The organism is Burkholderia sp. Bp9012 (genome assembly GCF_003853825.1).
Classification (GTDB): domain Bacteria; phylum Pseudomonadota; class Gammaproteobacteria; order Burkholderiales; family Burkholderiaceae; genus Burkholderia; species Burkholderia diffusa.
Genome location: NZ_QTQA01000022.1, coordinates 24030 through 48016, shown reverse-complemented (window position 1 = coordinate 48016; position 23987 = coordinate 24030). Strand labels below are relative to the sequence as shown.

At 68.7% G+C, this 23987-nt stretch carries 22 protein-coding genes; 5 read left to right on the top strand and 17 right to left on the bottom strand.

The window, feature by feature from the left end; genetic code table 11:
- The first annotated feature begins 2 nt into the window (after positions 1 to 2).
- Both sctR and DIE11_RS26540 read left to right on the top strand, forming a co-directional pair.
- Positions 3 to 677: a type III secretion system export apparatus subunit SctR gene (gene sctR, locus DIE11_RS26545; protein WP_044847619.1), complete on the top strand. Its 675-nt coding sequence runs from the start codon at positions 3 to 5 to the stop codon at positions 675 to 677.
- Positions 674 to 1468, top strand: a complete 795-nt coding sequence (locus DIE11_RS26540; RefSeq protein WP_124628151.1) for a lytic transglycosylase domain-containing protein — start codon at positions 674 to 676, stop codon at positions 1466 to 1468. The genes sctR and DIE11_RS26540 overlap by 4 nt, the downstream gene beginning before the upstream one ends.
- Before the next feature lie 52 nt (positions 1469 to 1520).
- Here the strand turns inward: DIE11_RS26540 and asnB are convergent, their stop codons facing one another.
- The 15 genes from asnB to DIE11_RS26465 all read right to left on the bottom strand — a co-directional run bounded on the left by asnB (position 1521) and on the right by DIE11_RS26465 (position 17859).
- A complete protein-coding gene (gene asnB / locus DIE11_RS26535; RefSeq protein ID WP_124628149.1) occupies positions 1521 to 3488 on the bottom strand; it encodes an asparagine synthase (glutamine-hydrolyzing) in 1968 nt (655 codons plus the stop codon).
- A gap of 255 nt (positions 3489 to 3743) precedes the next feature.
- Positions 3744 to 4775, bottom strand: a complete 1032-nt coding sequence (locus DIE11_RS26530) for an EscU/YscU/HrcU family type III secretion system export apparatus switch protein (RefSeq protein WP_124628147.1) — start codon at positions 4773 to 4775, stop codon at positions 3744 to 3746.
- Between the two features lie 24 nt (positions 4776 to 4799).
- Positions 4800 to 5609: a type III secretion system export apparatus subunit SctT gene (gene sctT / locus DIE11_RS26525; protein ID WP_059526749.1), complete on the bottom strand. Its 810-nt coding sequence runs from the start codon at positions 5607 to 5609 to the stop codon at positions 4800 to 4802.
- Positions 5603 to 6286, bottom strand: a complete 684-nt coding sequence (locus tag DIE11_RS26520; RefSeq protein ID WP_124628145.1) for a hypothetical protein — start codon at positions 6284 to 6286, stop codon at positions 5603 to 5605. Before DIE11_RS26520 ends, sctT begins: the two co-directional genes overlap by 7 nt.
- Entirely contained in the window at positions 6279 to 7664 is a 1386-nt protein-coding gene (gene sctN, locus DIE11_RS26515; protein ID WP_124628143.1) for a type III secretion system ATPase SctN, read from the bottom strand. Before sctN ends, DIE11_RS26520 begins: the two co-directional genes overlap by 8 nt.
- The gene (gene sctL, locus DIE11_RS26510) at positions 7661 to 8290 is read right to left on the bottom strand and encodes a type III secretion system stator protein SctL (protein ID WP_124610256.1); all 630 of its coding nucleotides are present in this window, start codon (positions 8288 to 8290) and stop codon (positions 7661 to 7663) included. The genes sctN and sctL overlap by 4 nt, the downstream gene beginning before the upstream one ends.
- The gene (locus DIE11_RS26505) at positions 8272 to 9012 is read right to left on the bottom strand and encodes a SctK family type III secretion system sorting platform protein (RefSeq protein ID WP_124628141.1); all 741 of its coding nucleotides are present in this window, start codon (positions 9010 to 9012) and stop codon (positions 8272 to 8274) included. The genes sctL and DIE11_RS26505 overlap by 19 nt, the downstream gene beginning before the upstream one ends.
- Entirely contained in the window at positions 9009 to 9893 is an 885-nt protein-coding gene (gene sctJ, locus DIE11_RS26500; RefSeq protein WP_124628139.1) for a type III secretion system inner membrane ring lipoprotein SctJ, read from the bottom strand. The genes DIE11_RS26505 and sctJ overlap by 4 nt, the downstream gene beginning before the upstream one ends.
- 53 nt (positions 9894 to 9946) lie before the next feature.
- Positions 9947 to 10429, bottom strand: coding sequence for a hypothetical protein (locus tag DIE11_RS26495; protein ID WP_124628137.1), 483 nt, complete (start codon positions 10427 to 10429; stop codon positions 9947 to 9949).
- Positions 10430 to 10553: 124 nt separating this feature from the next.
- Positions 10554 to 10775 carry a hypothetical protein gene (locus DIE11_RS26490; RefSeq protein ID WP_040141234.1) on the bottom strand — a complete coding sequence of 74 codons (222 nt, stop codon included), beginning with the start codon at positions 10773 to 10775 and terminating at the stop codon, positions 10554 to 10556.
- A 145-nt stretch (positions 10776 to 10920) separates the two neighbouring features.
- On the bottom strand, positions 10921 to 12279 hold the full coding sequence (gene sctD / locus DIE11_RS26485; protein ID WP_124628135.1) for a type III secretion system inner membrane ring subunit SctD: 1359 nt from the start codon (positions 12277 to 12279) through the stop codon (positions 10921 to 10923).
- Positions 12260 to 14299 carry a type III secretion system outer membrane ring subunit SctC gene (sctC, locus tag DIE11_RS26480; RefSeq protein ID WP_124628133.1) on the bottom strand — a complete coding sequence of 680 codons (2040 nt, stop codon included), beginning with the start codon at positions 14297 to 14299 and terminating at the stop codon, positions 12260 to 12262. The genes sctD and sctC overlap by 20 nt, the downstream gene beginning before the upstream one ends.
- On the bottom strand, positions 14299 to 14577 hold the full coding sequence (sctS, locus tag DIE11_RS26475) for a type III secretion system export apparatus subunit SctS (protein WP_006751731.1): 279 nt from the start codon (positions 14575 to 14577) through the stop codon (positions 14299 to 14301). The genes sctC and sctS overlap by 1 nt, the downstream gene beginning before the upstream one ends.
- Positions 14574 to 16787 (bottom strand): type III secretion system export apparatus subunit SctV, encoded by a 2214-nt coding sequence (sctV, locus tag DIE11_RS26470; protein ID WP_124628131.1) that lies wholly within the window; start codon positions 16785 to 16787, stop codon positions 14574 to 14576. Before sctV ends, sctS begins: the two co-directional genes overlap by 4 nt.
- Positions 16788 to 17025: 238 nt before the next feature.
- Positions 17026 to 17859, bottom strand: coding sequence for an autoinducer binding domain-containing protein (locus DIE11_RS26465; protein WP_124628129.1), 834 nt, complete (start codon positions 17857 to 17859; stop codon positions 17026 to 17028).
- Positions 17860 to 18139: 280 nt separating this feature from the next.
- Here DIE11_RS26465 and DIE11_RS26460 point away from each other — a divergent pair, with 280 nt between their 5' ends.
- Positions 18140 to 19045: a LuxR family transcriptional regulator gene (locus DIE11_RS26460; protein ID WP_124628127.1), complete on the top strand. Its 906-nt coding sequence runs from the start codon at positions 18140 to 18142 to the stop codon at positions 19043 to 19045.
- An 83-nt stretch (positions 19046 to 19128) separates the two neighbouring features.
- Here DIE11_RS26460 and DIE11_RS26455 read toward each other — a convergent pair whose 3' ends face one another.
- Positions 19129 to 20775, bottom strand: coding sequence for an NRAMP family divalent metal transporter (locus DIE11_RS26455; protein ID WP_124628125.1), 1647 nt, complete (start codon positions 20773 to 20775; stop codon positions 19129 to 19131).
- Positions 20776 to 20880: 105 nt separating this feature from the next.
- Positions 20881 to 21018 (bottom strand): hypothetical protein, encoded by a 138-nt coding sequence (locus DIE11_RS36545; RefSeq protein WP_170296434.1) that lies wholly within the window; start codon positions 21016 to 21018, stop codon positions 20881 to 20883.
- A 1066-nt stretch (positions 21019 to 22084) separates the two neighbouring features.
- Here DIE11_RS36545 and DIE11_RS26450 point away from each other — a divergent pair.
- Together DIE11_RS26450 and DIE11_RS26445 are read left to right on the top strand one after the other, a co-directional pair.
- Complete coding sequence (locus DIE11_RS26450) at positions 22085 to 22354, top strand: hypothetical protein (protein ID WP_124628122.1); 270 nt, start codon at positions 22085 to 22087, stop codon at positions 22352 to 22354.
- A gap of 110 nt (positions 22355 to 22464) precedes the next feature.
- On the top strand, positions 22465 to 23958 hold the full coding sequence (locus tag DIE11_RS26445) for a carbohydrate porin (protein WP_124628120.1): 1494 nt from the start codon (positions 22465 to 22467) through the stop codon (positions 23956 to 23958).
- Positions 23959 to 23987 lie beyond the last annotated feature (29 nt).

The window sequence follows — 23987 nt, the reverse complement described above, 5'->3', positions numbered from 1 at the left end:
CGATGGGCAGCCTGCCGAATCCGGTCGCGCTGATCGCGGTGATCGCCGCGCTCGGCATCGCGCCGTTCGCGGCGCTGATGGTGACGAGCTACACGAAGCTCGTGGTCGTGCTGGGCCTGCTGCGCTCCGCGCTCGGGATCCAGCAGGTGCCGCCGAACCTCGTGCTCAACGGCATCGCGCTGATCCTGTCGCTGTTCATCATGGCGCCGGTCGGCATGTCGATCCGCGACGCGCTGCAGGCACGCCACTTCGACGCATCGGGACAATTGTCGACCGCCGACATCGGCGCGCTCGCCGATGCCGCGCTGCCCCCCGTCAAGGATTTCCTGGTGTCGCATACGCGGCAGCGCGACCGCGAATTCTTCGTGCGCACCGCGACGTCGGTCTGGCCGAAGAACCGCGCGGACGGCATCAAGGACGACGACCTGCTCGTGCTGGTGCCGAGCTTCACGCTCGCCGAGCTGACGAAGGCATTCCAGATCGGTTTCGTGATCTACATCGTGTTCATCGTCGTCGACCTGCTGGTTGCGAACATCCTGCTTGCATTAGGCATGCAGATGATCTCGCCGACGACGATCTCGGTGCCGTTCAAGCTGCTGCTGTTCGTCGCGCTCGACGGCTGGTCGCTGCTCGTGCACGGGCTCGTGCTGTCGTATCGCGTGGCGGGGGCAGGATGAGCGCGCGTGGCCCGCGCGGCGTCGCCGCGATCCTGTGCGCGCTGCTCACGCTGGTGCTCGCAGGCGCGGGCATGCAGCCGCGCGGCGCGCAGGCGGCAGGCAGCGCCGCAGGCTTCGCGCAGCTCGCGCGCGCCTGCGCACCGAACGTCGATCCCGACACGCTCGCCGCGCTGGTGCGCACCGAATCCGGTTTCAATCCGTATGCGATCGGCGTGGTCGGCGGCCACCTGACGCGCCAGCCCGCGTCGCTCGACGAGGCGCGCGCGACCGCAAGCGAGCTGGCCGCGCGCGGCTTCAGCTACAGCGTCGGCCTCGCTCAGGTTAACGAACGAAACTTCGCGAAATACGGCCTCGACGACACGACGATGTTCGAACCGTGTCGCAACCTGCGGGCAGGCGGCGCGATCCTGACCGAATGCTTCACGCGCTCGTCGAACACCGGCCGCCCCGCGCAGGCCGCGCTACGCGCGGCGCTGTCGTGCTATTACAGCGGCAACTTCACGACCGGGTTCTCGAGCGGCTATGTGAGCCGCGTCGTCGCGAGCGCGCAGCGCAACGCACGCGAAGGCGGTGTCGAACCGATTCCGGTGGTGCGCGACATGCCGCCACCCGCGCGGCAACGGCGCATGGACGCGGCCGCGACCACACCGCCCGAACGCGCGCGCAGGCTCGCGTCGCCCGCTGCTTCCGCCGACGCGCCGTCGTGCCATGCGCGACCGGTCGTGATGATGTGCCGCGGATTGTCGGCGAGCCAGGCGAAGCGGCTGTGCGTGCGGTGCCTCGACCAGTGAGCGAGCGCCGAACACCAGCATGACGTGACGCGGCTCGCCGCGTCATCCCGCTTCATGCGGCGCGCTGATGTTCCAGCCACGCCTGGAACATCAGCACCGTCCACAGCTGATGCTGCCAGTTCATCCGGCCCGTCTGGTGCTGGCGCCACAGCCGCTCGACGGCCGCCGCATCGAAGAAGCCCTCGTCGCGCAGCCGCGACGGCTGAAGCAGCGCTTCGGCCCAGTCGCGCAATGCGCCGCGCAGCCAGTGATCGACGGGCGCGCAGAAGCCCTGCTTCGGCCGGTCGATCAGCGACGACGGCACGTACTGGTCCAGCAGCCGGCGCAACAGCGCCTTCGACTGCCCTTCCGGCAACCGCACCGACGCAGGCAGGCGCCACGCGAATTCGACGACGTGATGGTCGAGGAACGGCATGCGCGTCTCGAGGCTGACCGCCATCGCCGCGCGGTCGACCTTCGCGAGAATGTCGGTCGGCAGGTACGTGAGCGTGTCGATCGCCATCGCCTGCTCGGCGAAGCTCAGGTTCGCGGGCCATGCGGACACCGTGTCGAGCGGCGTCGGCGGCTCCTGGCCGCGTAGCGCGATGCGCTCCGGATGATGTACCGACGACATCAGCAGCCGGTACAGCCCGATGCGGCTCTCGGCCGTCATCACGTGGCCGAGCTTGTGCAGCCGGTCGCCGATGCGGGTCGCCGAGTCGCGCGCGTCCACGCCGCCCCATGCGCCCTGCGCAACCGCCGCGAGCTGATCGGCATGATCGGGGCGCAGCGCATGCAGCGCTGCGGCGATCCGCGCGCGCACCGCCGCCGGCACGCGATGCAGCTTGCGCCACAGGCGCGGCGTCAGGAAGTAGCGCGTATAGCCGCCGAACAGTTCGTCCCCGCCGTCGCCGGACAGGCTCACCTTCACGTGCCGGCGCGTCAGCTCCGACAGGAGGAAGGTCGGAATCTGGGAGGCGTCGGAGAATGGTTCGTCGTAGATCGTCGGCAGCTTCGGCACGACGCCGAGCGCATGGTCGGCCGTCACGTAGAGCTCGGTGTGGCGCGTGCCGAGATGGCGCGCAACCGCCTTCGCGTAACCGGCTTCGTCGTAACCGGCCTCGTGAAAGCCGATCGTGAACGTGTCGACCGGGTTCGCCGACTGCGCCTGCATCAGCGCAACGATCGCCGACGAATCGATACCGCCCGACAGGAACGCGCCGAGCGGCACGTCGGCTTCCATCTGCCGCGCGACGGCCTGCCGCAGGACCGCGTCGAGTTGCCCGACGGCCTCGTCGGCACTGCCCTCGAACGGCTGCTCGCGGCCCGCTTCGATCGCCTGCTCGAGCGTCCAGTACGCGCGCAGGCGCGGCGTGTCGCGCGCATGTTCGAACTGGACGAAGGTGCCCGGCGGCAGCTTGCTGATGCCGCGATAGATCGTATGCGGCGCCGGCACGCTCGACTGGCGCAGGTACAGGCACAGCGCGTCGCGATCGATCGTGCCGTCGAAGCCCGGATACCCGCGCAGCGCCTTCAGTTCCGACGCGAACACGAGTGCGTCGCCGATCCGGCCGTAGTAAAGCGGCTTCTCGCCGATCCGGTCGCGCGCGAGCGTCAGCACCCGCGACGCGCGATTCCACAGCGCGAACGCGAACATGCCGGTCGCGCGCCGCAGCGCCGCCTCGACGCCCCACGCGACGATCGCCGCGATCAGCACCTCGCTGTCGGAGTGGCCGCGCCACGCCGGTGCGCGACCCGCGCGCTCGAGCTCCGCGCGCAACTCGCGATGGTTGTAGATTTCGCCGTTGAAGACCATGACGTAGCGGCCGCATGCGGATGCCATCGGCTGCCGGCCGTGTACCGACAGATCGACAATCGCAAGCCGCCGGTGCCCGAGCGCGATACCAGCCTCCGGGTCGACCCAGAGGCCCTGCCCGTCGGGCCCGCGATGCGCGAGGCTCGCCGTCATTCGCGCGAGCGTGCCGCGCGCTGTCTCCTCATCGCAGGCGACGCTATTCAGAAAGCCGTCGATTCCGCACATTGATTTGTCTGCCCCTGTTGACCTGTTCCGTCAGCGGCGGCGCAATCTCGCAGCCCGCCGCCCGGTTGACGGTCGAGCCATATTACGAAGAAATAAATCAGCAATAATTCATGGGTGAATGTCGGACAAATCCGGAAAAAAAACCGCGTCAAGCCCGACGTGCCATCGGCCTGGCGAGCAGGAAACGGGTCCACATCACGGTGCATCGACGAATCGCGTGCATGCCGGCGTTCCGGGCCCGACGGGTCGTATTCGTCATGCCGCGCCGGTCGCCCACTTCAGCAACTGCGCGACCTCGCGGAAATGCTGCTGCTGGATCGTGCCCTTTTCGGGCGTGCTCTCGTACAGCGCGTGCGCGAGGCCGGCGTTCGCGAGCGTCGGGCGCAGCGCGTCGCGCGCGAGCCGCACGATCCGTTCGGCCGCCTCGCCCTCGCCGCGCGCGAGCACCCACGGCAGCGTCCCGATCCCGCCGTAATAGAGCGCAACCGCGACGCTCGACGAATAGACGACCACCGACGCGAAGCCGATCCGGTCGGGCAGCGACGAGAACTGCGCTTCACGCGCGAGCTGCCGGCGCTTTGCCTCGATGTGCGGATCGCCCTCGTCTTCCTTGTGCTCGCGCCGCACTTCGTCGATCGACATCTTCATCTTCTGGTTGAACTCATGGCGCTGGTGAACGATGTCGATCAGCGCCATCACGATGTAGATCAGCGCGGCCCAGCCGAACAGCAGCATCAGCAGCTTCACGATCAGCGCGAGAATCGACATCGGCCGCGTGAAGCCGGCCTGCACCGACGGGTCGAGCGACTCGACGATCAGCCAGCCGAGCGTCGCGGCGAGCAGCACGGTCTTCAGCAGCATCTTCGCGAGGTTCACGAGGTTGCGCATCGACCACATGTTCTTCAGCCCCTCGGCCGGATTGAGCCGCGACAGCTGCGGCACGAGCCGGCTCCACGCCATCACGCCGCCCACCTGCACGAAGCCCGCGAGCACGCCGGCCAGCAGCCCGGCCGCGACGATCTGCGCGGACAGCAGCGCCCAGTCGCGCGCGGCGCCGTCGATCAGCACGGCGAGCCGCGCGGACGGATCGGCCGCGCCGGCCGCATCGAACACGAGCCGGAACAGCGCCTGCAGCCGCGCGAACAACGTGCCGAGCCCCACCGCGAGCGCGACGCACACGCCGACGAAGAAGGCCGACGAGATCGTCTCCGCGCTCTTCGGCACGTCGCCCTTCTGGCGCGCCTCGCGCAAGCGCTTCGCGGTCGGCTGCTGGTTCTTCTCGGACATGGGCGCTCCGGTTCCGGCGGGCCGTCACGCGCCGCCGTGCGCGGCGAACAGCGCGCGCAGCAGCGCCATCAGCCCGCTGTCGGGGCTCAGCAGCGCATGCAGCGACGCGTACACCACCGGCAGGAACAGCACCATCATCAGCACCGCGAGCGCGCTCTTCACCGGCTGCGCGAACACGAAGATGTTCAGCTGCGGCACCGCGCGCCCGACGAGACCGATGCCGAGCTCGACGAGCACCAGCACGATGATGACGGGCGCGGCGAGCTTCACCATCCATTCGAAGATCGTGTCGGTCTGCCGCACGACGAAGGTCTCCAGCATCGACGAGAAATCGGGGCCGAGCGAGCCGATCGGCCACCACGCATACGACTGCGCGAACAGTTGCACCAGCACCTGCAGGCCGCCCGCGGTGACGAACAGCGCGATCGCGACGAAATTGAGGAAGCCCGAGGTCGGGCCGCCCTCGTGCCCGCCCATTGGATCGAAGAACGCGGCGCTGCCGCTGCCGGTCTGGAAATCGATCAGGTAGCCGACACCCTGGATCGCGAACAACACCGCGCTGAACGCGCCCGCGAGCAGCATGCCGACCACCGCCTCCTTCGCGACGAGCAGGCACCACATCAGGAACGGCAGCGCGGCGACCTGCGCCGGGTCGATCACCGGCGCGACGAACGCGGCGATCACCACCGCGATTCCGTTGCGCACGAGGCCTGTGACGATCTGCTCGTTGAACACCGGCACGACGAACATGACCGGCAGCAGGCGCGGCATCACGTAGAGCAGCGGCCGCAGCGTGCCGGCGATGTCGTTGAAGTTCGCGGCGTGGTCTAGCATCGGCGGTCCGCGGCGGCGGGTGCCGGGTCGGCGGCGGGGGTGGGTGCAGTGTCTGCGGCGGTCGAGTCGGAGGTGTCGGCCGCGTCCGTCGCATCCGCATCCGCCGGCCGCGACACCATCTGCGCATCGAAGCCGGCGGCCATCTCCGGCTGCCCCGACGCATGCGCGTGCGCATCGCCCGCCCAGACGCCCGCCGTCGCGAAACGCCGCACCGCATGCGCATCCGCAACTTCGTCAGCGTCACGCTCGACCCGCGCGGCACGCGCCTGCAATGCCTTCTCGCCAGCCTTGTCGAGCTTGTCCTCGGCAGCCTTCGCCTTGCGCGCGGCGCGCTGCAGGTCGGCGAGCGTCGCCTCGTGATCGCGGTGCACGTGCGCGGCTTCGCTGACCGACGCATTCGCAACGCCAATGTGGCGATCGAACGTGCGCGTGTCGGCCGCGGCGTTCTGCAGCGCGCGCGCCTCGCGCAGGTCGTCGGCGAGCCGCGTCTGGATCGCGGCCTTCGCGGCGACCTGCTGCGCGAGCTGCGCGTGCGCGGCATCGAGCGCGCGGCGGCTCTGCGCGGCGATGCCCTGCTGGCGCGCGGCTGCAACGCGCGCGATCTGGCTGCGCATCTCGCGCACGCGCTTCAGGCGCGCAAGCGTCGCGAGCACGAGACGGTCGTCGGCTTCAGACATGGTCGTTCGCGAGTTTCGTCAGCTTCGCGAGCAGCGCGTCGAAACGCACGTCCTCTTGCGAAGCCTGCGCGCAGAACGCGCCGATCGCATCGCGCGCACGCAGCGCGAGATCGCCGAGCCGGTCGCTGCCTTCGCGGTACTCGCCGATCTGCACGAGCAGCTCGATCTCCTGGTACTTCGCGATCAGCTCGCGCACGCGCGCGGCCGATTGCTGATGCGCGCGGCTCGCGACGAGCGGCATCACACGCGACAGGCTCGCGAGCACGTCGATCGCCGGATAGCGGTTCGCGAGCGCGATCTTGCGCGACAGCACGATGTGGCCATCGAGGATCGAGCGCACTTCCTCGGCGATCGGATCGGATTCCTCATCGCCTTCGACGAGTACCGTGTACAGCGCTGTGATCGAGCCGGTCGCGCCCTGGCCCGCGCGTTCGAGCAGGCGCGGCAGCACGGCGAACGTCGACGGCGGGAAGCTGCGCCGCGTCGGCGGCTCGCCGCTCGCGAGGCCGACCTCGCGCTGCGCGCGCGCGAAGCGCGTCAGCGAATCGACCAGCAGCAGCACGCGCTTGCCCGCATCGCGGAAGTGCTCGGCGATCGCGGTCGCCACGAGCGCGGATTTCACGCGCTCCATCGCGGGACGGTCGGAGGTCGACACGACGACGATCGAGCGCGCGCGCACCTCGGGCGACAGGCTGTGCTCGATGAACTCGCGCACTTCGCGGCCGCGTTCGCCGACCAGCGCGATCACGTTCACGTCGGCTTGCGCACCGCGCGCGATCATCCCGAGCAGCGTGCTCTTGCCGACGCCGGACGGTGCGAAGATGCCGACGCGCTGGCCGATGCCGAGCGTCATCAGGCCGTCGATCACGCGCACGCCGGTCGGAAACGGCGTGTCGATCATCTTGCGCGCAAGCGGGTTCGGCGGGTCCTGCTGCGTCGATACCCACGCGGCACCCGTCACGGGCCCGCGATCGTCGAGCGGCCGGCCGAGGCCGTCCAGCACGCGGCCGAACAGCGCTTCGCCGACCGGGAACACGTGCTCGCGCCCGGACGGCACGACGGTCGTCTCCGGCGACAGCCCGGCCACGTCGCCGAGCGGCGTGAGCAGCGTGGTCTGCCGCGAGAAGCCGACCACTTCGGCGAGCAGCGTCGGCTGGTTCGGCGTGCGCAACTCGCAGATCTCGCCGAGTCGCGCGCGGATGCCGGTCGCGTTGAGGATCTGCCCGACCGCGTGATTGACGCGGCCCTGCACCGACACCGGCGAGAAGAACGCGAGCCCCGCGTCGAGATCGCCGACGAGGCGGCCGCGATCGAACGGCGCCGCATCGTCGTCGCTGTCACCGCCGAACGACTGCGGATCGTCGAACGGCGCGTTCATCGCGTCGTGCCCTTCAGCGCATCGCGGCGGATCGCCTGGCGCAGCGCGTCGATCTGCAGGTCGAGGCTCGCGTCGATGCGCCCGGACGGCGTCTCGACCGTGCACGCGTGGCGTTCGAGCTGTGCGTCCTCGACGATGCGGATCCTTTGACGATTCGACTGTCCGGCGAACGCGCGCTCGAGCGCATCGCGCATCTCGTCCTCGCGGCCCGGCGCGACCCGCACGATCAGGAACGCCTCGTCGCGCACGAGCGGCGCGATCCGCGCGAGCGCGGCCTCGTAGAGCTTCTGCGTGCCCATCTCGCCGACGATCGCGCGCACGGCCTTCACGACGATGTCGGCCATCGAATCCTTCATCGACTCCATCGTCCGGGCGGCGGCCAGCGCCTGCGTGTATGCCTGCGCCGCATGCTCGCGCTGCGCGCGGCGCATTCCCTCGTCGTAGCCCGCCGCCTGGCGCTTGTCGAATTCGCGCTGCGCATCGGCGACGATGCGCGCGGCCTCGTCGCGCGCGGTCGCGATCACCGCGGAGGCGTCGAGCAGCGCCGCGTATTCGCGCTCCTTGAGCACCTTGCGCTCCGACAGCAGCTGCAGGTTGTCGCTCGTGATCAGAAAAGCCAGTCCCATGACGCAAGCCTCTCGGGAATCAGAAACAGGAACAGCAATTCGCCGAACTGGTCGCGCTGCGCGCGATTCAGCCAGTACGGCGCTTCGTTGTCGATCGCGCGGTTGAACTTCAGGCGCGCGCGCCGCGCGACCGCGTCGCCGGCCACGCCGATGAAATCCGCGAGCAGTCGCCCGCCGCGCGCACGAATCACCACCGGCAGCGCGGCCGGATCGGCACGCCACGGTTCGAGCGTGTCCGCGAGCGCGCCGAATTCCGGCGCGCGCTCGAGCGCGAGTTCCAGCGCGTCGCCGCCGAGCTTCGCCGCGACTTCCGCACGAATGCGGCGCACGGTCAGCGCGTCGCGCAGCCAGCCGCGATGCAGCAGCAGCCCCGTATACGACGCGAGCTGCTCGAGCGCCGCGCCGGGCAGCAGCGCGAGCCGCGCACACGGATTGGCGACGTCGAAGTCGTGGAGTCCGGCCACGCCGTTCGCATCGAGCAGGTGACGAGCAAGCAGCTTGCGGCCGGCCGGACCGAACGCGTCGGGCGAGCGATAGCGCGAGGGCCACTCGGCCGGCACGCGCGTCACGTGCAGATAGCGGTCCGGGCGCAGGTTGAATTCGCAGACGAGCGCGTGAAACGCCGCGCGCCGCGCGGGCGGCGGCGGCGCGAGCGGTTGCAGCCACGGCAGCGGCGCGGCATCGGGCCTGGCACCCGGCGGCAGCGCAGCGTGTTCGCTCATGCGCCGTCGCGCGCGCCGTCCGGCGTGCGCAGGCCGCTCCCCGACGACGCTGACGCACCGCCGGTTCCGTTCGCCCCGCGCGGCGTGCCGACCAGCCCGGCCAGCCGGGCGCCGAACATCCCGCGCCGCGCGGCCGACAGCGCGATCACCGCGCAGGTCAGCAGGATCAGCGCGAACACCAGCCAGCCGAGCGGCGAGCGCAGACGCAGGACGTCCGACACCGCGCTGCCGATGCCGTCCACGCGCGTCGTGTGTGCGGCGGCTGGCTGCAGGAACAGCGACACGTTGTCGTACTGCAGCCCTTCGATGCTGTGCGCGACGAGATCCTTGACCATCGGCGCCATCGCGCGCAGGTCCACGCCGGGCCGGTAGCGGATGTACACGGCCGCCGACGACGGCTTGATCTTGTCCGCGAGCGGATCGTTCTCCGGAATCACGACCTGCACGCGCGCGACCACCACGCCCTCGATGTCCTGGAGCGTGCGCGACAGGTCCTGCGACACGCCGTACAGGTAGCGCACGCGCTCCTCGGCCGGCGTCGACACGAGCCCCTGCTTCTGGAACAGCTCGCCGAGGCTCGCATAGCTCGGCTTCGGCAGCCCGTTCGCCTGCAGCACGGTGAGCGCCGACTGCATGTCGCCGTCCGCGACGCTCACCTGCCATGCGTTGCGATCCGACGTGTCGCGCGCGTCGTTGTCCTTCGACGCGCTGATGCCCGCATCGCCGAGCACGGCGACCATCTGGTTCGCGTCGCGCTCCGACAGGCCGGAGTACAGCTCCTTCTGGCAGCCGGCCAGCAGCGCGAGCAGTCCCGCGAGCAGCGCACGCGCTGCCCGGCTGCGCCACGCATGCATGCGCGGCGTCGAATCGATCGTCGTCATCGTTTGTCCGCTTCAGGGCGCGCGACCGCTTCAGGCACACGCACCGGCCTTCGTCACTCCTGCGTCTTCAGCACCGTATGCGTGAAGCCGTTCGCCGCCTGCGCGACCGACAGGCTCAACTGGTATTCGGAAATCGTGGTCGTCGCCGTCCACTGGAAATCCATCGCCTTCACCATCGTCATCAGCGGATCGCTGCGGTTGTCCGCCATCGACGTCAGCATCTCGGTGCGATGCTTGTCGATGTTCGCGTACCGCGTGTCGAGATCGTTGCCGTACGTGCGCAACCGCTCGACCAGCGACGCATGATTCGCCTGCGCGGGTGTCGCGGGCGTCATCTGCACCGCCGGCGCCGCATCGGCCGGCGCGCGCGACATCGCGACGCCAGACGCCGACGGCGAGCCCGCGGCTGCACCCGGCTGCATCAACGCATCGAACTGGCGCACCTGCACCGGATCGGACGCCGTGCCCGCCTGCTGCACGGCGCCCGCGAGCGCGGCCGCGCCCGGCGGTGCTGCACCTACGCCTGTTACCGACATGATCGTGTCCTCCTTGACCGGCAGCGCCGGAAACGAGCCGGCCGACACGCACGCGCGCCCCGCCAGGCACCCTGCACGGGCTGCCTGGGCATGGGGCGTCGCGCGGCGCGGCCGGCGGCCGGCGTCATGCGCGGCCGGCGGAACTCAGGTGTTGCGCAACCTGGGCGTTCGCCGTCCCTTCCTGCGCGGTCACTGCGTTGCTGGTTTCGAACGTCGCGGTCGACTGCTGGACCTGGAAGTTGATCTTCGTCAGTTCGAGCTGCGTCTTGGTCAGGTCGTCCGCCTGCTGCTGGACCTGGGTCGTGTCGTTCGGACCACCCGTGCTACCGGCTGCTGAGGCACCCATATTTCGCTCCTTTTGCGTGAAGAACGTCATCCACTTTCCGGCGGCGGCCCCATGCCCCGCCAGTGACGTGACGCGCCGCATGCATGCGGCGTGTCGCGTAATGCGCGCACCGCGCGACACGCGATGCGCAAATCCTGTCGCGACGCTAGTGCGCCGCCTCCTTCGATGCACCAGCGGCCGCGACGGCCGGCGTCGCCGGCGCATCCTGCAGCAGCGTCGGGCCCGGCACCGGCTGCGCGACGCCTGCCGCCGCACCGCTCGCGAGCGGCGGCACGGGCGGCGCCGGCGCGCGCTCGGGCGCGCTCGCGGACGGGCCGCCAAGCGGCATCGTGATGCGCTGGCCGTTGCGCTCGAACACGACTGCGTCCGGACCGATCGACACGACGGTCGGCCCCTCCTTCAGCCGCGCGCCTTCGAAATAGCGGCTGCCGTCCGCCATCTCGATGTAGCGCTGGTCGCCGTCGCCCGCGAATACCGTCGTGATCTCCGGAATCCCCGCGACGCCGCCGAGCGTCGTCGCGGTGCGTGGCGCGGCGGCATCGGCGTCGCGCACGTGGTCCACCACCTCGAGCGCCGGACGCGCGTCCTTCATGTAGTTGCGGATGCGCGGCTCGATCTGCGCGCGCTCGGCCGCGCCCGTCAATTCGATCCGGCCGCGGCCGAGATACGCGACCGTCAGCGCGGTGTCGCTGAAATAGGTCTGCGCGGTCGCGACCAGGTCGCTGACCACGTAGATGTTGCCCAGCGCCGCGTTGTCGACGCCCGCGACGATCTGCGCGACGCGTTCGCGCGCGGCCGGATCGCTCACGTAGCCCGACACGATCACGCCGTCGTCGCGCGGCGCGACGGCCAGCTCCGGATACGCGTGCAGCAGTTGCTGCAGCCGGTGCGTGCGCGCGAGCACCGATTCGTGCTGCCACGGCAGGCGCCCGGACCAGGTGACGAAGCCGTAGCCGAGCGCGCCCAGCAGCACGCCGAGCCACAGCGCGACCAGCGCGATCACGAGCCGCCGGCTGCCGAGGCGGCGCAGCCCGCCTGCGAGCCAGCCGAGCCACGCGGCCTCGCGCGCGGTATCCGGCGCACCGGTCTCATCCGGCAGCGCGACGCTCGCCTGCGCGTGCCGCGCGATGCCGAGCCGGATCGAGCCGACCGTCACGACGTCATGCGGCGTCAGCGAGCGACGGCCCGCGCCGAGCGGCTCGTCGTTGAACAGCACCGGCGCCCCGCCGTCGCCGCCGTGGTTCTGCACCGTCACCGCGAGCGCACCGACCTGCAGGCACACCTGTTTCGCGCCGATCTCGCGATCGGGCAGGATCACTTCGCAGTCGGCCGCGGTGCCGACCCAGTTCGCGCCGCGCGCGAGCGACATCGTGCGGCCGTACATCGGCCCGCTCAGGAAGCACAGGTTCCACGGCGACGCGAGCGCGGCCGACCCGGACGCGGCGCCTCCCGCGCCGCCGGGCAATGCGCCGTCGCCGTGCGGATCAATGATGGTCGTCGACATGAGTGGTGGCTCCTGCGGTCGTCGCCACGGGCTGCGCGGCCGAATCCTTCGGCGGCGGCAGCGCAGGCGGGCCGAACTTCGTGCCGGGCAGCGGCGCGGGCGTGAGCGGCACCGCGATGTCGTTGTCCGGCGGGCGGTACATCGACGTGCCGTTCGAACCGGCCGGCCCGTCCGCGCCCGGATTCACCGGCGAGCCGTCGGGCGCATACATCGACGCGGTCGTCACCACGCGCGGCGTCAGCAGGTAGAACCGCTCCATGTGGTTGCCCGACTTGTCGGTGTACTTGAACAGGTTGCCGATCAGCGGGATGTCGGACAGCCACGGCACGCCGCTCTTGTTCAGCCTCACCTCGTCGTCGTTGAAGCCCGCGATCAGCAGGCTCTTGCCTTCGTCGATCATCGTCTTGGTGACGATGTTGCGCTGCTGGATCACGGGCACGTTCGACACGGCCTGCCCCGGCACGATGTTGCCGTCCTGGATGTCGATCGACATCATCACGCTCTGCGGATTGCCGGAGACGGCGGCCGCGTTGCGGATCGCCTCGTCGACGATCATCGGCGTCACCTTGATGCTCGTGCCGGTCGTCACGCTGTACAGCGACGAATCCTGGTAGCCCTGCACCTGCACGTAGAACTGCGTCAGGTTCTCGAGAATGGCCTCGGTGTTGTCGAGCGCGAGCACCTTCGGCTTCGATCGCAGCTGCGCCTGCCCCTTCTGCGCGAGCGCGTTCACGCGCGTGAGCAGGTAGTTGCGCAACGAGCCGCCGATCGACGCGGTCAGCGCGATCCCGGTCGGCATGAAGGCGCCCGTCTGCCCGGTTTCCGACGTGCCGATGCCGAACGTCAGCGGGGGATTGCCGGCGCCGTTGAACTGCGTGTTGCCGTTCAGCGGGTTCTGGCCGTTGCCGATCTGCACGTCGCCGTGCGTCGTGTGCAGGCGCCAGTCGATCCCGAGGCTGTCGAGCGAATCCTCGTTGATGTCGATGATCGTCACGTTGATCTCGACGATGCGCGGCCGCTCGTCGAGCTGGTTGATCAGCGACTGATAGCGGTACATGTTCTCCGGCAGGTCGCGCACGATCACCGCGTTGATCGCCGGATCGGCAACGATCTGCGGCAGCGTGTCGCCACCGCCGCCGCTCGAGAACGGCGAGAAGCCGCCCGCGCTGCTGTCCGCGCCGCCATAGCCGCCCTGGCGCGGGCCACCGGACATGTCCGGGAAGTCGAGCCGCGGCACGGCGATCGTCAGCCCCGAGCCGAGCTTCACCTGACGCGCGGCCTGCCCGAGCGGCGTGCTCGACGGCAGTTCGCTCGTGCCGCCGCCCCTGCCGAACAGCCGGCGCAGGATCGTCGCGACGCCCGGCACCGTCACTTCCTTGCCCGAGCGGTTGATCGTGAAGTCGGACGCCCAGCCGTACCTGAGGCGGAAAGCGCGGATGTCCGCATGCGCGCCGTTCGCCGACGGATCGCCGACCGAGCCGACCGCCTGCCGCACGAGCTCCACGTAGCGGCGCGGGCCGGCCACGTATACGCTGTTCGCGCGGTCGTTGATCACGAGCGTGTAGCGCTTGTCGGGAATCTGCATGGCCTGCAGCGCGCGCCCGATCTCGCCGGCCGCGTTCGGCGGGATCGGGATCATCTGCGTCTGCGACTGGTCGGCCGGGTCGACGTACAGAAACGAGCCGTCGTAGTACCACGTGAGCCCGTAGGTCGAGCAGATCGTGTCGAGCGTCTGCTGCGGCGTGCCCGAGAAGCGGCCGCTGATCACGCCGTCGACCTTCGGGTCGACCACGGCCGTCACGCCCTGCGACGATGCGAGCTCGCGAATGAAGTCACCGATCTTCTTGCCGTTCGCGACGATCGTAAACGGCTTGTTGCGCCAGCGCAGGTCCGCCGCCCGCGCCGGCTGCGCGACCGTCATGCACAGCGATGCCGTGAGCAGCGCGGTCGCGCACATGGCGAGCGCGGCCCGTTGCAGGCGGCGCGGTTGAAACCGGATCGGGGTGACGCGTCGGCGCATCAAAGCACTCCTGTGGAAGAAACGAACATGCGTTCAAGCGCCTGCTGCGCGAAGCGCAACACCTCGCTGCCGAGCCAGCCCGACAGCAGCACGAGCGCGACCATCACGGCGATCAGCCGCACCGCGATGCCGATATTGGCGTCCTGCACCTGCGTGACCGCTTGCAGGATCGCGACCACGAGGCCGGTGACGGTGGCGATCAGCACGATCGGCAGCGACAGCAGCAGCACCAGCATCAGCGCCTGCCGGGTCAGGTCGAGGATCGTCGAGCTCGTCATTGCGCGACTCCCGGCGCGCGCACGCCGGCGCCCGCGCCGAGCGTGCCGTCGTCGGGCGGATTCTTCACCCAGCCGACCGTGTGCAACTGCACGTCCTCCTCGACCTCCTGGTACGACAGCACCGCGAGCTCGGGCAGCACCGGCTGCAGGATCGTCTTCACGTAGCGACGCGCGCCGAGCGCGACCATCACCGCGAGCCGCGCGGCGCCTTGCGGGTTGCCATGGCCGCCTGCGCCGGCCGCCTGCGCCGACGTCGCGGCCTGCACGATCGCGCGCACCTGTTCGCCGATGTCCTGCTTGATCGCGCTCGACAGCGCGAGGAAATTGCCCTGCTTCGTGCGCATGACCGCGTTCTCGATCCGCTCCTGCAGGTTCTGCTCGAACAGCACGACGCGCAGCTGCCGCGTCGCGCCCGCATGACGATCGGTGATCATCCGGCGCAGGTCGACGCGCACCAGCTCGACCAGCGCGATCACGTCGTCCGGCTCGTTCGGCGCCCACGTGATGAGGCTTTCGAAAATCACGCGCAGGTTGCGGATCGGCACCTGTTCGGCAAGCAGCCGGCGCAGCACCTCGGTCACGCGCTGCAGCGGCACGAGCCGCGTCAGTTCCCCGACGAGTTCGGGATGCTCGCGGCGCACCAGGTGCACGAGCGCTTGCGTTTCCTGGATGCCGATCAGCTCGTCCGCATGCTGGCGCACGATCTGTTCGACGTGCGCGGCGAGCGCGCCTTCGCTCGTCAGCCACTTGCCGTCCGGCGCCGCGCCGTCTGGCTTGATCCACAGCGCGGTCGCGAACGGGCCGAACGCCTCGGCCGGCTGGCGCTCCGCGCGCTCAGGCAGCGGCGCGACGCCGTCCCACAGCAGCCAGCCCGGCTTCAGCGCGCCATGCGCCGCAAGCACGTCCTGCAGATAGATCCGGTACGTGCCGGCCGCTGCGCCCTCGTCGTCGTTCAGCGTGATGCGCGGAAATACCGTACCGATATCCGCGTCGACGCGCGCCTTCGCGCTCGACAACGCGGTCTGCAGCTGCGCAAGGTTCAGCGTCGTGCGCAGGTCGTCCGACAGCGACACCGCGATCAGCGACGTGACGCCCGCCGCATGCGACACCTTCGCGGGCTGGCCGTCGTCGGTCGCGCCGATGCGGCCCGCGATATGAATCAGGTTGAAGCTCGGCGCGGTCGTCTTGCGCTTCAGCTGCGTGAATGCGAACGCGCCGAGGCCGAACGCGATCAGCGCGAACGACCACTTCGGAAAACCGGGCACGACGAGGAAGCCGGCCAGCACCAGCGCCGCGATCAGCAGCGCGCGCGGATGCGCGCCGAGCTGCTCGCCCAGTTGTTCGCCGAGCTGGCGCTGCCGCGTGTCGCGCGTCGCGACGCGCGTCGTCACGATGCCGGCCGCGATCGACACCAGCAGCGACGGGATCTGCGACGCCATCCCGTCGCCGACCGTCAGGATCGCGTAACGTTGCAACGCCTCGCCGATGTCCATGCCGTGCATCAGCGTGCCGACCGCGATGCCCGCGACGATGTTGATGAACGCGATCACGAGGCCTGCGATCGCGTCGCCCTTCACGAACTTCATCGCGCCGTCCATCGCGCCGTGCATCTGCGATTCCTGTTCGAGCTTCTCGCGACGCTCGCGCGCTTCGTCGGCGCTGATGATCCCCGCGCGCAGGTCCGCGTCGATGCTCATCTGCTTGCCCGGCATCGCATCGAGCGAGAAGCGCGCGCCGACTTCGGCGACCCGCTCGGAGCCCTTCGCGATCACGATGAACTGCACGACGGCGATCACGAGGAACACCACGCCGCCCACCACGACGTTGTTGCCGACCACGAGCCGGCCGAACGCGTCGATCACGTGGCCCGCGTTCGCGTGCAGCAGGATCAGCTTGCACGACGCGATGTTCAGCGCAAGCCGGAACAGTGTCGTAAACAGCAGCAGCGCGGGAAACGACGAGAAGCTGACCGCGGAAGGCACGTAAGTCGACACCGTCAGCAGCACGACGCTGGCGGCGAGATTCAGCGAGATCATCCCGTCGAGCGCGGCTTGCGGAAGCGGCAGGATGAACAGCGCGACCACCGACACGATGAACGCGGCGAGAAACAGGTCGGCGCGCGGCGATGCCCCGAGACGTCGCCCGGACACGCTGCGGGCGGCGGAAAAGATCCGCTGCCAGTCGCGAGGGAGCGCCTTCGGTTCTGCCATCGTGCCGTCGTCCTGTCGTTGTCGCCGGCGGGCACGGGCCGTCATGCCCCGTGTCGCGCGGACCGTTGAATGGGACGAGTGTAGCGACGCGACACCGCGCAAAAAGGGATGCACCTCGTAGCGGCGCGGCGGTTTTCCGGTGACGATCGGATCCGACTACGAAACCCGGCGGCGCGTGTTCGCGCGCATCGCCGGAACCGCTTCCATCGCGCGGCGGGCGCCGCGCGCGCAGACAGGGTCAGGACTCCAGACGGCGTGCGGCGAGATACGCGAGCTGCGCGCGATTCCGGACGTTGAAGAGTTTTTCGAGCGAACGGATGTGGTGACCGACCTTGTGCAGCGACGTGCGCAGCGCGCTCGCGATCTCCTGGTCGGACAGCCCGTGCACGAGGCGCTCGAGCACCTGCTGCTGCTCGTCGCCCAGCGCGAAGCCGCGCATGCGCGCGATGCGCGCCTCGAGAAACGGCAGCGCGACGCGATGCACGGCGAGGCTCACCGCCAGCGCGCCGCCGATCACGCGATCGTCGATCCACTCGGTACCGTGCGCTTCCGACGTCACGTTCACCGCGACGCGCAGGTCGAGCCGCGGCGCCGACAGGCTGAAGATCACGCCGCTGTTCATCGCATGCGCACGCAGATGGCCGGCCAGCGCGAGCACCTTGCGGTCGCCGCTGCCCTGCGCGGACGACTCGATCTCGTCGAGCCGCCACGCGACCGGAAAGCCGCTTTGCCGCACTTGCGCGAAACGCGGGTCGCTCTCGTAGAGCATGCCCTCGATATACGGCTGCACGAACGTCGCGGGCGCGAGGTCGCGCAGCAGATGCGCGCACAGAATGCGCCGCCCGATCATTTCATATGCGCCGTAACCGAGTGTGCTGAAACCGATTTGCCGCAATCGGGCATGGCATTGGGCGAAATCGACGGGAGCGAGGTCGGATTTACCGGGTGCGATTTGGATGCCGGTAAAAACGTCGCGCTCGATTGCATGAATTTCTTTTGAATAAGCGGCAGCAGCAGCGATATCGGCTTGCGAGAACCACTCGACGCGTGGCGCGTCGTCAGCATATGTCATGAGGAGCCCACCCTTTCCCAATATGTGAACCTGCCCCGTCACGATCTGGTCTTTTCTTTATGTTTTTCTGGTCTTCTCTATACCGGTGCGAATATGAACCTTTCGCCCGAATTAGTATTACGGCATATTACGCGCACACAGGCATTTTTGTACAATGCCCCCGCGTTTCGTCAGGATGACGATCGACGCATATCATAAAGATGCTCGATCGCATCGTCGCGAGCGCCGTACACGATACGGTTGCCGCCACGCGATGCGCGTCGATTCCGAGGGATGGCTCATGTCCGATATTGCATTGCAAGAAGAAGCGGTCGCCCCAACGTTGTCCCGTCCGTCGCGGCGGACGGCCGCCTGCAACGACGCGTCGAGAGAACGCACGGTGCAGGTCGTCTGGTGCGACGACGTCAAGCGCGGCGACATCGCGCAGCCGCACGCGCCGAAGCTTGGCGTCGCCGATACGCTCGCGCACGCGCAGAGCACCGCGGAGCGCAACCGGATCGTCGCAAGCCTGCTGCACCTGACGGGCTTCTCGACGTTCGCGTATTTCGCGCTCGAATTCTCGCGAGAGCGCGTCGAAAGTCTCTACCTCCACGAGGCGTTCACGCCGACCACCTATCGCGGCGACTACGTGAGGCACAACCATCACGACATCGATCCGCGCACGCTTGGCGCGCGCGTCTGCAACATGCCGATCGTGTGGGACCTGCAGCAGCTGCGCCGCGAACACCGCGAGCGCGACGACGCGCCGTGCGTGACGCCGGCAGCGCTCGACGGCTTCCTGCAGACGATGCAGGACGACGGCATGTGCAGCGGCATCATGTATTCGATGGCCGTGCCCGGCACGCGGCTGCACGCGTTCATGAGCTTCACCGCGCCGCGCCGCACGCGCGAGTGGATCACGCCGGCGACGATCGAGCAGGCGCTGTCGATCGGGCTGTCGGTGCACAAGTTCGCATCGCCGCAGCTGATCGCGACGTCGCGCGAACGCGCGGTGAACGGGCTCACGCCGTTCGAACAGGAACTGCTGCTGGGCATCGCGGAAGGAGCATCGGACAAGGAGATCGGCCGGCGCCTCGACACCAGCGCGCACAACGTCGACTATCACCTGCGCAAGCTGCGCAAGCGCTTCGGCGTCGCGAACCGGATCCAGCTCACGTACCTGACGTCGAAGCTCGAACTGATCTGACGCGCGCGACGAACCTGCGTATACGCACATGCCGGCCTCGCGGGCCGGCATGTGCACACACCTGGCGACGACGCCGTAAGGCGCTACTTCAGCAGCGTCATCTGCACGACCTTGACGATCACGAGGCCGACCGCGATCACCAGATAGCCGCGCATCACGGCCATCCAGACGCGCGTTGCGACCGTCATCTTCTGCGGCTCGAGAGAATCAAGCGGCGGCATGCGCCATGTTTCGCGCAGCGTGCGGTCGATGCCCGGCTCGACGACACGCTTGTTGCGGCGGATCAGCACCGTCGCGAGATAACCGGCAATCGCGAGCACGGTGCCGCCGATCAGCACGTCGACGATCGCTTCGCCGCTGATGTCCGGATACATCACCGATGCGGTCAGGATGATCGACAGCAGCACGAGCACCCAGATCACCGCGCCCGTGAACACGTTCAGCTTCGTGGAGTTGACCCACGGGCCGAGCACCTGGCGATCGTTGCAGAGCACGAGCAGGAACACGGTCGCGCTCGGCAGCAGCACACCGGCGAGCGTCTGCACCGCTTCGGTCAGCAGGCCGAGCGGGCTGCCGGGAATCAGCACGAGCGCGGCAGCCGCCGCGACGATGCCGAAGTAGACGAGATAGAAGCCCTTCGCATCCGACACGCCGCGATGCAGCGAATGACGGATCTTGAACACGTCGCCGATCGCGTATGCAGTCGACAGCGACACCGCCGCCGCGCCGATGATGCACGCGTCGAGCAGCGCGACCGCGAACAGCGTCGCGCTCGTGCGGCCCGCATATCTCTCGAGGCCCGCGATCACGCCGCCCGCGTCGGTGAAGCCGCCCGCTTCCGGATGGCCGCCGAACAGCGCGGCACTGAAGCCGATCATCGCGACCGCGCCGATCAGCACGAACGCGATGCCGATCCACAGGTCGACCTTCTCGTACTTCATGAAGCGCGGCGTGATGCGCTTGTCGATCACGTAGCTCTGCTGGAAGAACAGCTGCCATGGCGCGACCGTCGTGCCGACAATGCCGATCACGAGCAGCATCACGTCGGACAGCTTCGCGTGCGCGGGCCAGTTCGGTACGAAGAAGTCGCGCGACATCTGCGCCGCCGGCGGGTGGATCGACACGAGCACCGGCACGAGCAGCAGGCTCATCACGCACAGCACGATCGCGAACCGCTCGAAGCGCCTGAAGTCGCCGGTACTCACCGCCGCCATCGTCAATGCGGCCGCCACGCAGACGCCCGCAACCTTCGGGAGCCCGAAGAAAGCCAGCACGAACGTGATGCCGATGAACTCGGTGACGATCGTCAGTGCATTGAGCAGGAACAGGTCGATCACGCTGAACGCGCCCCAGAACTTGCCGAAGCGCTCGAAGATCAGGCGCGCATGGCCGACGCCGGTAACGGCGCCGAGGCGCAGCACCATCTCCTGATTCACGTACAGCACCGGCACCAGCAGCAGCAGCGTCCAGAGCAGCGTCGTGCCGTAGTTCTGGCCGGCCTGCGTATAGGTGCCGAATGCGCCGGCGTCGTTGTCGCCGACCATCACGATCAGGCCGGGGCCGATGATCGCGAGCAGCGTGCGCAGGCGCGCCCACCACGTCCCGCGCGCGGCGGTGTCGTGATGCGCGATGGTGCCGAGCGCGCCGCGGATGTCGCCCAGATGGGCTTCGTCGAGCACGGCGCTGCGTTCGACGGCGATCGGTGGAGAGACGTTCGATGGCGTGGACATGATGAATTCCGTACGGCTGGTTTTTTTATACGGCAAGCGTGTGGCCTTGGAATACGCGCGCGGAACGGGTCCGCGCGCGCATGCCGAGACGCGCTCGGCGCTTCTTCAGCGGATCAACGATTTCAGCTGGTTCAGCAAACGGGAGAACACCCGCGGACGGGCGTCGAGCGTCAGCATCGCGTCGTAATGCGGACGCGATTCCGTGACGTGCGGGAGGTTCGACAGCAGAAGGCCGAAGTTCATGGTCTGGCTCCTGGCGGCAACGGCATGCGTGCCGGCCGCTTGGTGGGCGCGGGGCCAGTCCGGGGCCTGAACGACGTGTCAGGCTAGTCGGCCGGCATGTCCCTGCGACCCGGGTTCAAAAGGGTCTGTTGATGCAACGGGCATAAGGGACAACTGTCACTGTCGTTCACGGCGGCTCCTGTGCGGTGTTCTGGAGAACACGGTTGACCGCCGTCAGGCGCGCTCCGCCGTTCGGGTGCATGCGAAACGCATGCGCGAACGCGGCCGCGCGCCGGGCGGCGGCAAAACCGGATGGCGCATGCGAAAACGCATCACGCTAACCGGCGCGAATCAGGGTGCACGTAGGGAGTTGCTGCGGAATACTGCTGCGCGCACCGTTTGCCTGGACGACAAACGGCGGCTTCGATGAGGCGCGGACGTCGGTCGCTCAGGCGGAAATTTCGTTCGAAGATCGACTACTGCAGGCGTCCAAGGCGGCGGCCCCAAGAGTGAAGATGCCGGATTCTATGGACCGGCCGAAACGGAAGTCAACCCTCTGGCACGCGCTGCGGGGAATTTTTTTTCCGTCCCCTACACACTGAAAGATTCGCGCCCGGAATGGCGCGCCGCAACCTTTCAACGCGTTGCAGGGCGCGCGCCGCCGATGCGTGCGAGCAACAGTCGCCGCTGCCGCCGATGGGCGGGCGTGCCGGGCATCGGCCTGCCTGCGGCGCGGCGGCGCTGCCGATGCAACACGCGCAACGCCGCTGCTTTTTTGCTTGCACCGCAGCAAAGCTCGCGACTACAATCCGCCCCAATTCATCAAGGGAGTCCCTTCGTGGACACATGCTCCAGTTGCAGTTCGATGCCGGTCCAGGCCGGCCAAGCCATCGCGAGATAGCAGCCAGACGCATGTCATTCGCCGCTAGCTCGCATTCGTCGGGTTAGCGCGCTTCCCCCCGATGCCGGCATAGCCGGCTCGTCCGTCGCACGCTCCGTTACGTTCCAACCGCCGATCGCAGGTCGCGTCATGCACCCGCGCTCGATCACGTCGTCCGGCATGCGCCGGACCGGACGGAGGATCGTCATGTTCTTTCAATCGTTCTCGGCCAGACTCAAGCGACTCGTGCACGTCGCGTCCGACCGCTTGCTGGTTTCCGGCCTTTCGCCGCTCGCCCACGCGTTCGGCGACTGGCGCGGCAGCGCCCTCGCGCACCTGCCGGCGGCACCGCGCCCGCTCGACTGCGTGCTGATCGGTGCGATGGCCGCCGCCGTCGCGCTCGTCGCGCTGCTCTGCACGGCCGCATCGCGCCTCGGCTTCGCATACGTATGGCGGATCGGCGGCTGGCTGCCGTAACCGGCGGTGCGCAACGCGCGGCATGCCTGCGTGTCGCTGCCCCCACCTGCTCCATCGCTTCGCGTTCCCATTTCTTCAGTCAAGCTAATCAATCAAACAACGGAGCCCGCATGAAAAATCGCTTCGAATCCGCACCGCGTACACCGCGCCTCGATGCGCTCGCCGCGTTGCTGCTGTCGCTCGCCGCCGCGCCTGCGTTCGCGCAATCGTCGTCGCCGGCTGCAGCGTCCGCCGCGGCCGAGCCGGCGGCCGACGTCAGCGACGCCGCCCCCGCACCCGCTGCCGATGCTGCCGCGCCAGCGCCCACCGGTTTCTGGGAGCGCTCGAACCTGCTCGGTAACATGGGCGGCCTGCGCGACGTGCTCGGCGATCGCGGCATCACGCTGAACCTGCAGGAAACCAGCGAATACCTGTACAACGCCGCAGGCGGCACGCAACGCGGCGGTGCCTATCAGGGCCTCACGCAATTCGGCTTCAACGTCGATACGGAAAAGGCGATCGGATTGCCGGGCGGCACGTTCAACGTGTCGGCGCTGCAGATCCACGGCACCAACCTCACGCAGCGCTATTTGCAGACGCTGCAGACCGCGACCGGCATCGAGGCGAATTCGACCACGCGGCTGTGGGAGCTCTGGTACCAGCAGGCGTTCCTCGCCGGCAAGGCCGACGTGAGGGTCGGCCAGCAGAGCGTCGACCAGGAATTCATGGTGAGCCAGTACGCGGCGACGTTCATGAACGCGACGTTCGGCTGGCCCGTGCTGCCGTCGACCGACCTGCCGTCCGGCGGCCCCGCGTATCCGCTGTCGTCGCTCGGCGTGCGGCTGCGCTTGAAGCCGGCCGACGCGTGGACCGCGATGGTCGGCGTGTTCGACGGCAACCCGGCCGGCCGCAGCGACGGCGACGCACAGGTGCTGAACGCGCACGGCACCAACTTCAACCTGCGCAGCGGCGCGTTCGTGATCGGCGAACTCCAGTACGCGCTGAACGCGCCGCCGGCCGATCCGAAGGCGCCGCAACCGCTCGGCCTGCCGGGCACGTACAAGCTCGGCTTCTGGTATCAGTCGCAGCACGCGAACGATCCGCGCGTCGGCACCGACGGGCTGTCGCTCGCGAATCCGGCCAGCAACGGAATCCCCGCCACGCATCGCGGCAACTACGGTTTCTATGCGGTCGCGGATCAGATGGTGTGGCGGCCGTCGGCGGACAGCCCGCGTTCGGTCGGCGTGTTCGCACGCGTGATGGGCTCCCCGGGCGATCGCAACGTTGTCGATTTCGCGGCGAATGCGGGCGTGACGCTCAAGGCGCCGTTCAAGGGCCGCGACGACGATACGGCCGGCATCGCGATCGGCTACGCGAAGATCGGCTCGCATGCACGTGCGCTCGACGGCGACACGGGCACGTATACGACGCCCGGCTATCCGGTGCGTCGCGCGGAAACGGTGATCGAGGCGACCTATCAGTACCAGGTCGCACCGTGGTGGCAACTGCAGGCCGACCTGCAGCACTTCTTCCGGCCTGGCGGCGGCATCCCGAACCCGAACCAGGCCGGCGCGCGCATCGGCGACGAAACGGTGGTCGGCGTACGCACGACGATCACGTTCTGACACGCGCGCATGTGATATGGGCCGGACTG

Coding starts and splice junctions, on each gene's coding strand:
- sctR (WP_044847619.1), top strand. CDS start 3: ATGGGCAGCCTGCCGAATCCGGTCGCGCTGATCGCGGTGATCGCCGCG.
- DIE11_RS26540 (WP_124628151.1), top strand. CDS start 674: ATGAGCGCGCGTGGCCCGCGCGGCGTCGCCGCGATCCTGTGCGCGCTG.
- asnB (WP_124628149.1), bottom strand. CDS start 3,488: ATGTGCGGAATCGACGGCTTTCTGAATAGCGTCGCCTGCGATGAGGAG.
- DIE11_RS26530 (WP_124628147.1), bottom strand. CDS start 4,775: ATGTCCGAGAAGAACCAGCAGCCGACCGCGAAGCGCTTGCGCGAGGCG.
- sctT (WP_059526749.1), bottom strand. CDS start 5,609: ATGCTAGACCACGCCGCGAACTTCAACGACATCGCCGGCACGCTGCGG.
- DIE11_RS26520 (WP_124628145.1), bottom strand. CDS start 6,286: ATGTCTGAAGCCGACGACCGTCTCGTGCTCGCGACGCTTGCGCGCCTG.
- sctN (WP_124628143.1), bottom strand. CDS start 7,664: ATGAACGCGCCGTTCGACGATCCGCAGTCGTTCGGCGGTGACAGCGAC.
- sctL (WP_124610256.1), bottom strand. CDS start 8,290: ATGGGACTGGCTTTTCTGATCACGAGCGACAACCTGCAGCTGCTGTCG.
- DIE11_RS26505 (WP_124628141.1), bottom strand. CDS start 9,012: ATGAGCGAACACGCTGCGCTGCCGCCGGGTGCCAGGCCCGATGCCGCG.
- sctJ (WP_124628139.1), bottom strand. CDS start 9,893: ATGACGACGATCGATTCGACGCCGCGCATGCATGCGTGGCGCAGCCGG.
- DIE11_RS26495 (WP_124628137.1), bottom strand. CDS start 10,429: ATGTCGGTAACAGGCGTAGGTGCAGCACCGCCGGGCGCGGCCGCGCTC.
- DIE11_RS26490 (WP_040141234.1), bottom strand. CDS start 10,775: ATGGGTGCCTCAGCAGCCGGTAGCACGGGTGGTCCGAACGACACGACC.
- sctD (WP_124628135.1), bottom strand. CDS start 12,279: ATGTCGACGACCATCATTGATCCGCACGGCGACGGCGCATTGCCCGGC.
- sctC (WP_124628133.1), bottom strand. CDS start 14,299: ATGCGCCGACGCGTCACCCCGATCCGGTTTCAACCGCGCCGCCTGCAA.
- sctS (WP_006751731.1), bottom strand. CDS start 14,577: ATGACGAGCTCGACGATCCTCGACCTGACCCGGCAGGCGCTGATGCTG.
- sctV (WP_124628131.1), bottom strand. CDS start 16,787: ATGGCAGAACCGAAGGCGCTCCCTCGCGACTGGCAGCGGATCTTTTCC.
- DIE11_RS26465 (WP_124628129.1), bottom strand. CDS start 17,859: ATGACATATGCTGACGACGCGCCACGCGTCGAGTGGTTCTCGCAAGCC.
- DIE11_RS26460 (WP_124628127.1), top strand. CDS start 18,140: ATGTCCGATATTGCATTGCAAGAAGAAGCGGTCGCCCCAACGTTGTCC.
- DIE11_RS26455 (WP_124628125.1), bottom strand. CDS start 20,775: ATGTCCACGCCATCGAACGTCTCTCCACCGATCGCCGTCGAACGCAGC.
- DIE11_RS36545 (WP_170296434.1), bottom strand. CDS start 21,018: ATGAACTTCGGCCTTCTGCTGTCGAACCTCCCGCACGTCACGGAATCG.
- DIE11_RS26450 (WP_124628122.1), top strand. CDS start 22,085: ATGTTCTTTCAATCGTTCTCGGCCAGACTCAAGCGACTCGTGCACGTC.
- DIE11_RS26445 (WP_124628120.1), top strand. CDS start 22,465: ATGAAAAATCGCTTCGAATCCGCACCGCGTACACCGCGCCTCGATGCG.